The organism is Actinoplanes sp. NPDC051388 (genome assembly GCF_055586225.1).
The window spans coordinates 275340-287815 of record NZ_JBVJIP010000009.1 but is presented as its reverse complement, the minus strand read 5'-3'; the positions used below and the strand labels follow the sequence as shown (position 1 = coordinate 287815).

10 protein-coding genes and 1 pseudogene are annotated in these 12476 nt (G+C 71.9%); 2 read left to right on the top strand and 9 right to left on the bottom strand.

The window, feature by feature from the left end:
- Positions 1 to 174: 174 nt before the first annotated feature.
- From ACZ6TI_RS24115 to ACZ6TI_RS24075, 9 genes and pseudogenes are all read right to left on the bottom strand, one after another.
- Positions 175 to 483: pseudogene (locus ACZ6TI_RS24115) on the bottom strand (methyltransferase family protein); the annotation flags it as partial.
- 39 nt (positions 484 to 522) lie between these two features.
- Positions 523 to 984: a GNAT family N-acetyltransferase gene (locus ACZ6TI_RS24110; protein WP_465347380.1), complete on the bottom strand. Its 462-nt coding sequence runs from the start codon at positions 982 to 984 to the stop codon at positions 523 to 525.
- Between the two features lie 77 nt (positions 985 to 1061).
- On the bottom strand, positions 1062 to 1826 hold the full coding sequence (locus ACZ6TI_RS24105; protein ID WP_465347379.1) for an SWIM zinc finger family protein: 765 nt from the start codon (positions 1824 to 1826) through the stop codon (positions 1062 to 1064).
- The gene (locus ACZ6TI_RS24100) at positions 1819 to 4413 is read right to left on the bottom strand and encodes a DEAD/DEAH box helicase (RefSeq protein WP_465347378.1); all 2595 of its coding nucleotides are present in this window, start codon (positions 4411 to 4413) and stop codon (positions 1819 to 1821) included. Before ACZ6TI_RS24100 ends, ACZ6TI_RS24105 begins: the two co-directional genes overlap by 8 nt.
- A gap of 791 nt (positions 4414 to 5204) precedes the next feature.
- Positions 5205 to 5651 (bottom strand): DUF5990 family protein, encoded by a 447-nt coding sequence (locus tag ACZ6TI_RS24095; RefSeq protein ID WP_465347377.1) that lies wholly within the window; start codon positions 5649 to 5651, stop codon positions 5205 to 5207.
- A gap of 10 nt (positions 5652 to 5661) precedes the next feature.
- On the bottom strand, positions 5662 to 6942 hold the full coding sequence (locus tag ACZ6TI_RS24090; protein WP_465347376.1) for a cytochrome P450: 1281 nt from the start codon (positions 6940 to 6942) through the stop codon (positions 5662 to 5664).
- Positions 6935 to 8170 (bottom strand): ATP-grasp domain-containing protein, encoded by a 1236-nt coding sequence (locus ACZ6TI_RS24085; RefSeq protein WP_465347375.1) that lies wholly within the window; start codon positions 8168 to 8170, stop codon positions 6935 to 6937. The genes ACZ6TI_RS24090 and ACZ6TI_RS24085 overlap by 8 nt, the downstream gene beginning before the upstream one ends.
- 15 nt (positions 8171 to 8185) lie before the next feature.
- A complete protein-coding gene (locus tag ACZ6TI_RS24080) occupies positions 8186 to 9229 on the bottom strand; it encodes an alpha/beta hydrolase (protein ID WP_465347374.1) in 1044 nt (347 codons plus the stop codon).
- A 42-nt stretch (positions 9230 to 9271) separates the two neighbouring features.
- Positions 9272 to 9622 carry an STAS domain-containing protein gene (locus ACZ6TI_RS24075; protein ID WP_465347373.1) on the bottom strand — a complete coding sequence of 117 codons (351 nt, stop codon included), beginning with the start codon at positions 9620 to 9622 and terminating at the stop codon, positions 9272 to 9274.
- 349 nt (positions 9623 to 9971) lie between these two features.
- Between ACZ6TI_RS24075 and ACZ6TI_RS24070 the strand changes: the two genes are divergently transcribed.
- Positions 9972 to 11462, top strand: coding sequence for an amino acid permease (locus ACZ6TI_RS24070; RefSeq protein ID WP_465347372.1), 1491 nt, complete (start codon positions 9972 to 9974; stop codon positions 11460 to 11462).
- Positions 11459 to 12328 (top strand): universal stress protein, encoded by an 870-nt coding sequence (locus ACZ6TI_RS24065; protein ID WP_465347371.1) that lies wholly within the window; start codon positions 11459 to 11461, stop codon positions 12326 to 12328. Before ACZ6TI_RS24070 ends, ACZ6TI_RS24065 begins: the two co-directional genes overlap by 4 nt.
- Positions 12329 to 12476: the final 148 nt, after the last annotated feature.

Sequence of the window (12476 nt, the reverse complement as noted above, 5' to 3'; positions counted from 1 at the left end):
GCCGGGTCCCGCATGCCGCGCTGGAAGCTCTCCCAGGCGATCGGATCCTTCGCCGGGTCCGGGCAGTTCCGCGGGTTGCCCGTGGCGGCCCGGACGAAGCCGCCCTGGGCGCGTTCGCACGCCAGCTCGGCGTCGTCGGCCCTCCTCCCCCGGGTCGTCCGCGGCCTTGATCGGCTACCAAATGTAGGGGATCAGCCGGGCACGACTCGCCGCGAATTCGCGGTAGCTGTCGCCCAGGGCTGCGATCAAGGCGCGCTCCTCGATCCGCAGCCGATGGACCAGGGCGACCAGGACCAGACCGACCGCGCCGACCGCGCTGACCCAGTTCCCGACCGCCAAGCCGACGCCGGCGAAGATCAGCAGAAGCCCGGTGTAGCTCGGATGCCGCAAGACCCGATAGGGACCGCGGTCCAACACGGGCTGGCCCGCACTGGTACTGACCACGACCGTGAAATACCTGCCCAGGCTCACGAACGACGACCAGCGCCGACGCTGGCGAGGAAGGCGGCATCGCGCATGCGGCTAGGGCGCGGTCCATACGAAGCGGATGTCGGGCGCCTTCTCCTCGTTGCCCGCGCCGTCGGTCGCCTCGGCCACCGTGAAGCCGTGGCGCAGGTAGAACCGCTGCGCCCCGGTGTTCGACGCGAACGTCCACAGCTGAAGCCCGGCGGGCCGGCGGGACTTGGCGAGCTCGATGAGGCGGGAACCCAGTCCCGCGCCGGTGCAGGCCGCGTCGACGTAGAGCTGGTCGACCCAGTCACCGTCGAGAACCAGCACCGCCAGCGCCCGGCCGTCGGCGCCCTCCATCAGCCACACCTCCCGCTCGGGCAGCACGACGGCGCTGACCCACCCCAGCATCTCGGCATCCGAGTGGACGGCGGGAGGGATGGCGTCGCCCGCGGCCCGCCGGGAGTGGATCAGTACGTCCGCGACCGCCGCCGCATCCTCGGCACCGGCGCGCCGAGGCGTCGCTGAAAGGCCCATGGACCGCATCGTCCTCACCCGTCGAAGGATGGGCAATGGATTAACCCCGTCACCGCGGACGGGATGCGCGAGGGAGATCAGTCGGGGTCGGGGGGCAGGGCCAGGTAGGCCGGGCGGAGCGTCTCGACCAGCGAGTCGCCCAGCGGCGGCGGGTCGAGCTGGTCCAGCAGGGCGTCCGAGCGGCCGCGGGCGGGCGCCTCCGAGACGTACGGCGCCGGGGATCCCCAGAAGTCCGCCAGGTCGCCCAGGGTCGCGTCCGGGGCCTCCTCGACCGGTTCGACCTCGTCGAAGGCCTCCACCGCCACCGCGCCGCGCAACCTGCGCAGCCGATCGAGCAGTTCCTCGCGGGAGCGGCCGCGCCACGCGAACACCCCGAACGGGTCGGTGTCGAACGAGCGGGCGAGTTCATAGAGCGTCGCGGCCAGGTGGGTGCACGGCATCGGCCAGCGCTCGCAGCTGCAGTCCATCGCGATCTCGTCCAGCGACAGCGGCAACAGGTGCAGGCCGGCGCCCGCGAAGACCGCCTCGATGCCCGGCGGCATGCGGCCCGCGAGCAGATCCGCGACGTACCGCGCCTGCTTGGCCAGATCCTCCTCGACGCGCGCCCACTCGGCCGCGCCGAACGCGCGCAGCGCGATCCGCGCCCGGAACGACACCTCGTCCTCGGGACCCCGCACCTGGGCCACGACCAGGCTGCTCGAGATGGTCAGGCTGCGCACGTGCCCGGCCCGCATGTCGCGGCGGCCGCGCGCGAAGGTGCTGCCCATCCGCAACGACTCGAACGTGCCGAGGAACGGCGCGGCGAGACGGGCCGGCTCGAGATCCTGGGACGGCTCAGCCACCGACGGCCTCCGGGGACAGCCGGAGCAGGTCGCGCAGCTCCGTGGTGGACAGGGAGGTCAGCCAGCTCTCGCCGTTGCCGACCACACGCTCGGCCAGCTGGCCCTTCTCGGTGATCAGGCCGTCGATCCGCTCCTCGAGAGTGCCCAGGCAGGTCAGCGTGTGCACCCGCACGTCGCGGTTCTGGCCGATCCGGAACGCCCGGTCGGTGGCCTGCGCCTCGGTCGCCGGGTTCCACCAGCGGTCGACGTGCACGACGTGGTTGGCCGCGGTCAGGTTGAGCCCGGTGCCGCCGGCCTTGAGCGACAGCACGAAGATGCCGGGGCGGGTGTCCTCCTGGAAGGAGGCGACCATCCGGTCGCGTTCCGCGCGCGGGGTGCCGCCGTGCAGGTAGCGCACCGGCACCCCGAACCGCGCGGCCAGGTGCGGGGTGAGCATGCTGCCGAACCGCGCGAACTGGGTGAAGCACAGCGCCCGCTCGCCGGACGCGAGCACCGCGTCGAGGATCTCCTCGAGCCGTTCCAGCTTGCCGGAGCGGCCGGGCAGCGGCGAGCCGTCGCCGAGCAGCTGCGCCGGGTGGTTGCACACCTGTTTGAGCTTGGTCGTCGCGGCCAGCACGAAGCCCTTGCGCCGGTCGGTGGTCTCGCCCATCCGCTCCAGCATGTCGTCGAGCACGGCCTGGTAGAGCGTGGCCTGCTCGGTGGTCAGCCCGCACAGGTGCCGCACGTGCCGCTTGTCCGGCAGGTCGTCGATCACGGCCGGGTCGCTCTTCTCCCGCCGCAGCAGGAACGGCCTGGTCGCCTGCCGCAGCCGCAGCGCCGCCTCCTCGTCCGCGTAGCGCTCGATCGGCACCGCGTAGCGCGCCCGGAACGTGTGCGCGTTGGTCACCACGCCCGGGTTGAGGAAGTCCAGAATGGACCACAGCTCGGCCAGCCGATTCTCCACCGGGGTGCCGGTCAGCGCGATCCGGGTGCGCGCCGGGATCCGCCGCACCGCCGTGGCCACCGCGCTCGCGCTGTTCTTGATGTGTTGCGCCTCGTCCAGCACGATCCGGTCCCAGCTCGTGCCGGCGAGCATCTGCCAGTCGCGGGTCGCCGTCGCATAGGTCGTCAGCAGCACGTCGCAGTCGTCCATCGCGCCGAGATCCTCCGGCCGATCGGCGCCGTGCCGCACCCGCACCCGCAGCGTCGGCGCGAACCGGGCCGCCTCGCGCTGCCAGTTGCCCAGCACCGACAGCGGGCAGATCAGCAGCGCCGGCCCACGCCTCTCGTGCAGCAGCAACGCCAGCAGCTGCACGGTCTTGCCCAGGCCCATGTCGTCCGCCAGGCACGCGCCCAGCCCGAGACGATCAAGAAAGGCAAGCCAGGAAAAACCCCTTCTCTGGTACGGCCGGAGCACGCCGGCCAGATCCGGCGGCGCATCCAGCAGCTCCAGCCGCTCGTCCAGGTCACCGGTCAGCAGCCCGGCCGCCCACCCCTCGCCGTAGGCCGCGGTCACCGGCAGCGGCAACTCCTCGGGCGGCAGCAGCCGGACCATCCGCAACGCGTCCCCGGCAGTCATCGTGCCGCCGCCCCGGGCCAGGAACGCCAGCCCCGCCGCCAGCCGCTCGGGGTCGAGGTGCACCCATTCGCCGCGCAGCCGGATCAACGGCACCTTGACCTTCGCCAGGTCGGCCAGCTCGTCCTCGGTCAGCACCCGCCCACCGAGCGCCAGCCCCCAGTTGTAGTCCACCAGCGACGACATGGTCGCCGTGCGGTCCCGCAGCACCGGGCTGATCGGCTCCGGCGTGCGCACCTCCAGCGCGAGCCCGAGCGTGGGCCGCCCTCGCCACCAGGCCGGCACCAGCACGCCGTAACCCGCCTGCTCCAGCACCGACGCCTGGCTGAGGAACTGATGCGCGCCCTCGGTGTCGAGCACCAGGTCGGCCGGTCGGGCCACGCGCAGCGCGTCGTGCAACGCCGGATAGAGCCGGGCGGCCCGTCCGAGCCCGGCGAGCAGCCGCTCCTGCGGATGGTGTGTCCACCGCCGCAGCGGCGCGATCCGGTCCCGCCAGACCTCTTCGGCCGGCACCAGCACACTGGGCTCGTCGAGCGGCTGCAACAGGAACTCGAGCAGCCACGCGTCCTGCGAACTCTCGTAGTCGATCGGCGCCCCGGTGGCGTCCGGCTGGTCCGGCTCGAGCGCATGCAGATGGCCGAGCCGGAACACGACCCGCACCGCCGCCCCGCTGACCGCGTCGGAGTGCCACGCGTCGAGCAACTCGGTGAGCGTGTGCACGGTGCCCGGGGGTGCGTCGAACCGCCCACCGGGCCCGTCGGCGGCGATGTCGTCCGAGGTGAGCGCGGCCAGCCAGGGTTCGCCGGTCAAGGTCAGGTTCGCCTCGGCCAGCCGGGTGCGAACCAGCCCGTCCACCAGCCGGTGCAGCGCCGCCCGCAGGACTTCGGCGGCGGGCCGGCCTTCCAGCGCTCCCGGCCGCACCCGCTCGGCGCGACAAGCCGCGGGCATCCGAGCCACCAGCTCGGCCTGCCGCGACAGGTCGGGCCCGGTCAGCACCGGCCGCCAGAACGCCCGCGGTCCGTCCGGCCACACACTCGGCAACACCCGCCCCCGAGCGACCAGATCCGCCGCAAACGAACAGACCTCCGCCAGAAAAGCGAACGAGGGCGCAACCCGATCCCCCTCGCCCGAGACGTACCCGGAGGAAGGAGTGAGAGTGGGAGTCGGGGCGGAGGCCGATGCCGAGGCTGAGTCCGAGTTGGGATCCGAGCCCGAGCTGAGGCCCGGGTTGGAGCTGAGGCCCGAGTCCGAACCGACGCCCAAGTCCGAACCAACGCCCGCACCCGAACCGACGCCCAAGTCCGAACCGACACCCGAGCCTGAACCGACGCCCGACCCCGAACCGACACCCAACCCCGAACCGACACCCAACCCCGAACCGACACCCAACCCCGAACCGACACCCGACCCCGAACCAACGCCCGGGTCCGGGCCGAGGCCCGGATCCGAACCGACGCCCGGATCCGAACCGACGCCCGGATCCGGGCCGAGGCCCGTGTCCGGCTTCGGGGCGCTCGCGGCCAAGGCGTCAATGAGGTCGGCGGAGACGAACGGGACCGCGGAGGCGGGCACCCGCCAAGGGCGCAGCCGTGGCTGCGCCCGACGCGCCCCGAGCCCGAGCTGCGGCGACGCCAACGGCGCGGCCGAGCCGGACGGCAGCAACAGGATCGGCGCCGCCATCGGGTCACCCTCGACCGCCACCGCGAATGGGTGCCAGGGCACATCCCCACGAGCCGAAACACCATCGGTGACCACCGGCTCGTCGGTCTCGGCCCACACGCCGAGCGTGCCGTCCCGAGCGATCAGCCCGTGCAGGACCCGGGTCATTCGAGAGTCCAGGTGATGTCGGGTGGGCGGACCCGGGCGCAGCGCGGGCCGCCGTCCTTGCCGGTCAGGCCCAGGCGGCCGACCAGCACCCCCGGGCCGGCGTGGGCGCCGCGCAGCACTGCGGCCGGGATGTCGCCGAAGAGCAGCTTGGCCCGGCGGAACATGGCGAACCCGTCGCCGGAGACCGCGCCCCAGCTCAGATAGAGGAACCGGGCTCCGGGCCGGCCGTGCACCCACGGACCGAAGACGTCGAGGAAGCCCTCGCCCACGTCGCGGCTGTCGACCTCGAACTCCCAGACCGCCGCGGGCGCGGACGCGAGGACGCGGTCGACGACCTCGGTCTTGCGCTGCACGCCGACGTGCACGTTGCCCAGGCGCAACGCGTCGGCCTCCGCGCCGGCCCGCCGGCCGGGCAGGTCGCTGCCCTCGATCCTGATCCGCACCCCCAGAACTCTAGGCCGCCGGTCTGACACTTCCGCGTCTGCGCAGCTCGGGGCGCACGGGGAAGGTGATCGGGCCGCGGATCAGGCCGGACGTGCGGCGCTTGATCGGGCCGGCGCGGTGCAGGCCGGGCAGGCGCTCGGCCAGCCGCCGCACGGCGACGGTGGCCTCCAGCAACGCCAGTGGCGCGCCGACGCAGTAGTGGATGCCGCTGGAGAAGGCCAGGTGGTCGGCCACGTGCTCGCGGTGCATGTCGAACCGGTCGGCGTGCGGGAACACCGACGGGTCGCGGTTGGCCGCCGCCAGCAGGGTGACGACGTATTGGCCGCGGCGTACCGGATGGGTGTCGAGGGTCAGATCTTCGCGGGCGCACCGGCCGGTGCGCTGGACCGGCGGATCCCAGCGCAGGGTCTCCTCCACCGCGGCGGCCGCCAGGCCGGCCGGGTCCGCGCACAGGTCGGCCCACTGGTCCGGGTGGTCGAGCAGCGCGTTCACCGTGTTGCCGACCAGGTTGACCGTGGTCTCGAAGCCGGCCACCAGCAGCAGGGTGCACATCGGCAGCATCTCGGCGGGCTGGATCCGCTCGCCCTCGGCGGCCACGATGTGGCTCACCAGGTCGTCGGCCGGCTCGCGGCGGCGCAGCTCGAACAGCTGCTGGAACAGCTTGCGGAGGTCGCGCTGGGCGGCCTGCAGCCGGGCCGCGTGGCGCAGCGAGTGGATGCCGTCGAGCGCGCTGCCGAAGACCGTGCCGATCCTGGCGAAGCGGTCCGCGTCGGCGTCCGGCACGCCGAGCAGGTCGGTGATCACCGCGATCGGCAGGGGCGCGGCGAAGGCGGAGACCAGGTCGACGTCGCCGCCCGCCGCGAACCGGTCGATCAGGTCGTCGACGGTGCGTTCCACCCGGGGGCGGTAGGACTCCATCCGCTTGGGGCTGAACGCGGGCTGGGCCAGCCGGCGCAGCCGGGTGTGATCGGGCGGGTCGCGGTCCAGGAAGGACATGTCGAACTGGTCCGGGTCCGCCTCCGGCGCGATGTTCTGCTGTGCGCCCACCCCGAAGCGCCGGTCGCGCAGCACCGCCCGGCACACCGGATGGCTGGTGGTGACCCAGTTGCCCATGCGCGTCGGCACCAGCGTCCCGGCCCGGCGCAGGCGCTCGTAGACGGCGTAGGGGTTGTCCCGGCCGATCCGCAGGTGCAGCTGCGACATCGGGTCGCGGCGCAGATGACCGTGATAGGCGAAGCCGAGCCGGCGCTTGTAGAGGGCGACGGCGAAAGCGAGCTCCCGGTTAGGCATGGTCCCGGATCCAGGCGTCCATCAGCCCGCCGAAATGGCCCAGGAACCGGTCGTGCTCGGCCGGCGGGAAGGTCAGCCGCACGGTTTCGTTGAGCAGCCCGCGGAACTCCGGCGACGACACCCATTCGTAGACCATCTCGTCGACGTGGGACAGGTGCCGGGCGCAGAACTCCTGGTACTTCTCCACCTCGAAGTAGTCGTCGGCGAGCTTGCGGTATCCGGCGAGCTTCTCGGCGTACGAGAGATCCGGGTTGTCGCCCACCGCGAAGTAGTCGGCGGTGTTCATGTCCAGCCGCGGCCTGCGACCGCTGACCACGCAGAACACGGTCCACTTGAGCAGCGCCGACATGGCCCACGGGAAGTAGTAGTGCAGCGACGTGACGGCCACGTCGGGGCAGGCGTTCGCGTAGTCGATCGGGTGCACCTCGCCGCCGCGGATCAGCGACTCGCACGAGTTGAACTCCCACCGGAAGAACGCGTTGATCAGCCGCGAGATGGTGATCACCTCGTCGCCGGTCTCCGGGGTGAGGAAGTCGTGCTCGACCGCGTACCGGTCGTACATCGGCAGCTCGGGGCGGAACTTCATGACCATGGTCTCCGGGCCGATGGTCAGCGAGCGGGCGAACACGTCGTAGTTCTCCACCGACGACTGCAGGTGCATCAGGCGCTCGCCGGACGCGTCGTACGCCGCGTGCAGCTCGTCCGAGTTGCGGATCTTCGAGACGCCGACCCAGGCGCCGCCGTCGAACGGCTTCATGAACATCGGATAGCCCACCGAGGCGGCCGTCTCGTCCAGGTCGAACGCCTGGTTGTAGCGCTTCGAGGTGTATGCCCAGCGCGAGTTGTCCAGCGGGTTCTTGAACGGCACCAGCACCGTCTCGGGCACCTTGAGCCCGAGCCGCATCATCGCGCAGTACGCCGCGTGCTTCTCCATCGACTGGAACGTGAACGGGCTGTTCAGCAGGTACACGTCGTCCATGAGCGAGATCTTCTTGAGCCACTCGCGCGGGTGGTAGTACCAGTAGGCGAGCCGGTCGATGACCAGCTCGTGGCGCGGCTTGTCGCGCAGGTTGAAGGGCTCGATGGTGACCCGGACGCTGTTCACCTCGTGGGTGCGCCCGGCGTCGTCCTTCACCACACCCAGCCGGCGCAGCAGTGCCTCATAGGCCCGGGGCCAGTCGTCCTCCTGGCCCAGCAGCAGTCCGATGATGTGCTCGACGTCGGCCACGGTCGCCTCCCGGGGTTAGAACACTTTCCGCAGCAACGCGGTCAGATGTGGGTCGAGGGCGTCGCGCCACCCGATCCAGGTGTGCGCGTCCGGCACGTCGGCGAACGACACGTCGTAGCCGTGCCCGCGCAGCACGTCCGCCATGTCGACGTTGTTCGCCAGGTTCTCCTCCACCGCACCACAGGTCATCGCCACCGGCACGGCGGGGCCGCCGGTGCGGCGGCGGACCCGGCCGGTGAACCGGACGATCCGCAGGTAACGCCGGAAGCTCGACTCCTGCCGGTCGAAGCGGGGCTGGAACAACGACGCGGACTGCAGGAAGAGCCCGGCGAAGCGGTCCGGGTGGCGGCGCTGGGCGTGCAGCATGGCGAGCCCGCCGAGGCTGGCGCCGACGCCGACCACGGGCGCGTCCGTGCCGAGCTCGGCGGCCAGCTTGGGCAGCACGTCGGTGGCCAGCGCGCGGGCGTACGCCGGGCTGGCCGAGTACCACTCGAACCGCTCCCCCGGCGGCAGCAGCACCAGGTGGAAGGGCGGCACCCGGCCGGCCCCGATCATCACGGCGGCGTAGCGTCCCAGCTCGCCGAACCGGTCGTAGTCCGGCCCGTCGTGCGCGATCACGATGTGCGCGGCGCCCCCGCGCGGCGACCAGACCCGGGCCACCATCTCGCTGTGCAGCGCGGGCATCGGCAGATAGAGGTCACGCCACTCGCCGGGCGCGGGCGGCAGGCCCAGCCACTGCGGTTCGTGGTATTCCGGGCAGCGCAGTTCGGACGAGTCGCCGTAGCCGCCGGGCGCGCGCAGCGGGTTGTCCGGATCGCAGACCCACTCCGACGGGCCGACGGCGTGGATCAGCTCGAGCTTGTATTCCAGGCGGTTCACGGCCGGGCGGGGCGCGCGCAGCTCCCAGGCGTGCGTGTCCTCGTCGTAGGCGAAGGACAGGTCCGTGCCTCGGGGGAACGCGCCGCTGCCCAGGCGTACCCCGAGCAGCCGTTGATCTTGATCGTGCAACCGGAAGCAGACCTCGGCGCCGCGGCACCACACCCCCACGGCCGGATCCATGACCCCGACCTTAACGGTCATTACAGCGAAGGGCGCAAGATCCTACGGCGTGTACGACTGCGGCGACTCGGACTCCGAGGGCAGTCCGAACATCTCGGCCAGCCCGGTCACCCGCAGCTGGCGGTGCACGAACTCGCTGGGGTTGCGCAGCACGAAGCGGGTGCCGGTCTCGCGCGCCGCGTTGTAACCCGTCACCAGCGCGCCGATGCCCATCGAGTCCATGAACGTGACGAACGTCAGGTCCACGATCATCGTGACCGGCCGCTCGGCGTGCAGGGTCGACAGCAGCGCCTCACGCAGGGCGTCGACCGTGGCCGCGTCCAGCGTGCCGCGCACGTCGACGACGATCGCGCCGTCGGCCTGCCGCCGCGTGGTCATCACGGCCTCACCCATCTTCGCCGCACCTCCGCTAGTCCCGTGACAACACCATACAACGGACTGTGCACCCGTCGCAGGTTCCCTTATGTATCCGGGATTTCGCCGGACAAACCGTGCGCTGGGCGTGACTGTGCACTCACCCACCGTCCCGGGAAAACGGCAACAGATCACCGCAAGATTGCCGCCTTCTGCCGATCATCTTCCCTTCCATCTTGCGCCTGACCACGGAAAACGCAAGTGTGACCTTGGCGGTCGTCAATGCCCCCGCTCGCAGCGCGGCCGTCACCCGGGAGGGCGCGTCCCGGGGTTCGAGTGCCACGCGGCGGACTTGCGCCTCCGCCGCCCAGGTGGAGGGCAGGCCGGCATGGCCACAGCATCGGGGCAGAAGAAACCAGGGATCTTCGCGATCCGCGAGGTCCGCAGCTTGATCACCGAGACCGCCGAAGAGGGCCACGGCCTGAAGAAGGCGGTCGGTGCGACCCAATTGACCGCGATGGGGGTCGGCGCCATCATCGGCACCGGCATCTTCGTGGTGATCGGCGAGGGCGCCGGCATCGCCGGGCCCGCCGTCATCCTCTCGTTCGTCCTGGCCGCGGTGGCGTGCGCGTTCTCCGCGCTCTCCTACGCCGAACTGGCCTCGTCCATCCCGGTCTCCGGCAGCGCGTACACGTACACCTACGCGACGCTCGGCGAGATCGTCGCCTGGATCATCGGCTGGGACCTGATTCTGGAGTACGGCGTCTCGGTGGCCGCGATCGCGGTCGGCTGGGGCGGCAACCTGAACGCGTTCCTGGACTCCGCCTTCGGGGTGGCGCTGCCGGACGCGATCGCCAAGTCACCCGAGGACGGCGGCATCTTCAACCTGCCGGCCGTGTTCATCGTGCTGGCGATCACGCTGCTGCTGGTCCGCGGCGTCACCGAGAGCGCCCGGGTCAACCTGGTCATGGTCGTGGTCAAGCTGGCCGTGCTGCTGTTCTTCATCGTGGTGGCGTTCGTGAACTTCGGCACCGGCAACTTCACCCCGTTCGCTCCGGACGGCTTCGACGGGGTGACCGCCGCGACGGCGATCATCTTCTTCGCCTACATCGGGTTCGACGCGGTCTCGACCGGCAGCGAGGAGGCCAAGAATCCGGCCCGCGACCTGCCGATCGCGATCATCGGCTCGCTGGTCATCTGCACCGTCTTCTACGTGCTCACCGCGGTCGGGGCGCTCGGCATCGCCAGCCCGTCCCAGATGGAGGAGAGCGACGCGCCGCTCGCCGCGGCGCTGGACCAGGGCGCCGGGATCAGCTGGGCGGCCGGCCTGCTGGCGCTCGGCGCGGTCGTCGCGATCACCAGCGTGGTGCTGGTCATCATGTACGGTCAGACCCGCATCTTCTTCGCCATGTGCCGCGACGGCCTGCTCCCGCAGAAGCTCGCCACGGTCAACCAGCGCTACGGCACCCCGGCCCGCCTCACCATCGGCCTGGGCATCCTGATCGCCATCCTGGCCGCCCTGGTGCCGCTCAGCGAGATCGTCAAGCTGGTCAACATCGGCACGCTGTTCGCCTTCGTGCTGGTCAACATCGGCGTGCTCATCCTGCGCCGGACCCGCCCGGAGATGCCGCGGCCCTACCGCGTGCCGTGGTCGCCGGTGCTGCCGGTCCTCGGCGTGCTGTTCGCCGTCTATCTGATGCTCGACCTGCCGATCGACACCTGGATCCGGTTCGTGGTGTGGCTGGCGATCGGCATCATCATCTACTTCGCCTACGGCTACCGGAACTCCCGGGTCCGCAAGGAGGCCGCGGCCGGCACCGGCGGCACCCCGAGCTGGGCGCGCGAGCAGGACAAGCCGGAGGACGGTGAGCCCAGATGACCGCACCGGTGGTCGTCGGCGTCGACGGCGGCGCGTCCGGGCGGGACGCGCTGCTGCTCGGACGGTGGGCCGCGGACACGCTCGAGGAGCCGCTGATCGTGGCGGTGGTCCATCCGGCGCCGTCCGCGGTCGGCTCGGGCCGCGTCGACGCCGAGTGGATCGCGGACCGGCACCGGGCGGCCGAGGCGGTGCTGGACGGCGCCCGGGCGGTTCTCAAGGACCTGCCCGGCGAGGTCGACTACCGCTCGGTGGCCTCCTCGTCGGCCGCGCACGGCCTGCACGACCTGGCCGAGGAGGTGCGCGCCGAGGTGATCGTGGTGGGTTCCGGCCGCAATGCGCCGCGGCAACGACTCTTCGCGGGCAGCACGGCCGAGCGCCTGCTGGCCGGCAGCCACTGCCCGATCGCGGTGGCGCCGGCCGGCATGGCGGATCCGCCGGGCACGCTGGGCCGGATCGGGGTGGCCTATGTGGACACTCCGGACGGCCGCGCGGCGCTGGACGAGGCGGCCAAGCTGGCCCGCCGCACCGGCGCCGGGCTGCGGCTCTACACGGTGGTCGCGGACGCCAAGGGCACCAAACCGTTCCTGGTCGGGGACGACGCCGAGCACGCCTTCCTGGAGACCGCCCGGGAGACGTACGAGGAGTCGCTGCGCCGGGCCGCGGAGACGGTCTCGGACGTGGCCGTGGACTGGAGCCTGCTCGGCGGCAACGTGGTCGAGGCGCTGTCCGACCTCGACGAGGTGGACGTGCTGGTCTGCGGCTCCCGCGGCTACGGCCCGACCCGACGGGTGCTGCTCGGCGGCGTGTCGACGAAGCTGGTCCGCGGGGCTCGGCGACCCGTGGTCGTCGTTCCGCGCAGCGGTTAGCGAATCACTCGGCGCGGGGGGGGGGGGAGGGGGGGGGGGGGGGGGGGGGGGGGGGGAAGAAAGAAGGGGGGGGGGGGGGGGGGGGGGGGGGGGGGTGGGTGGGGGGGGGGGGGGGGCGGCGGCCCCCGCCACCCGGTCGGCGCTCACC

Excerpts from the sequence above, each read along its gene's own strand:
- ACZ6TI_RS24110 (WP_465347380.1), bottom strand. The coding sequence starts at position 984 with ATGGGCCTTTCAGCGACGCCTCGGCGCGCCGGTGCCGAGGATGCGGCG.
- ACZ6TI_RS24090 (WP_465347376.1), bottom strand. The coding sequence starts at position 6,942 with ATGCCTAACCGGGAGCTCGCTTTCGCCGTCGCCCTCTACAAGCGCCGG.
- ACZ6TI_RS24080 (WP_465347374.1), bottom strand. The coding sequence starts at position 9,229 with ATGGATCCGGCCGTGGGGGTGTGGTGCCGCGGCGCCGAGGTCTGCTTC.
- ACZ6TI_RS24075 (WP_465347373.1), bottom strand. The coding sequence starts at position 9,622 with ATGGGTGAGGCCGTGATGACCACGCGGCGGCAGGCCGACGGCGCGATC.
- ACZ6TI_RS24070 (WP_465347372.1), top strand. The coding sequence starts at position 9,972 with ATGGCCACAGCATCGGGGCAGAAGAAACCAGGGATCTTCGCGATCCGC.
- ACZ6TI_RS24065 (WP_465347371.1), top strand. The coding sequence starts at position 11,459 with ATGACCGCACCGGTGGTCGTCGGCGTCGACGGCGGCGCGTCCGGGCGG.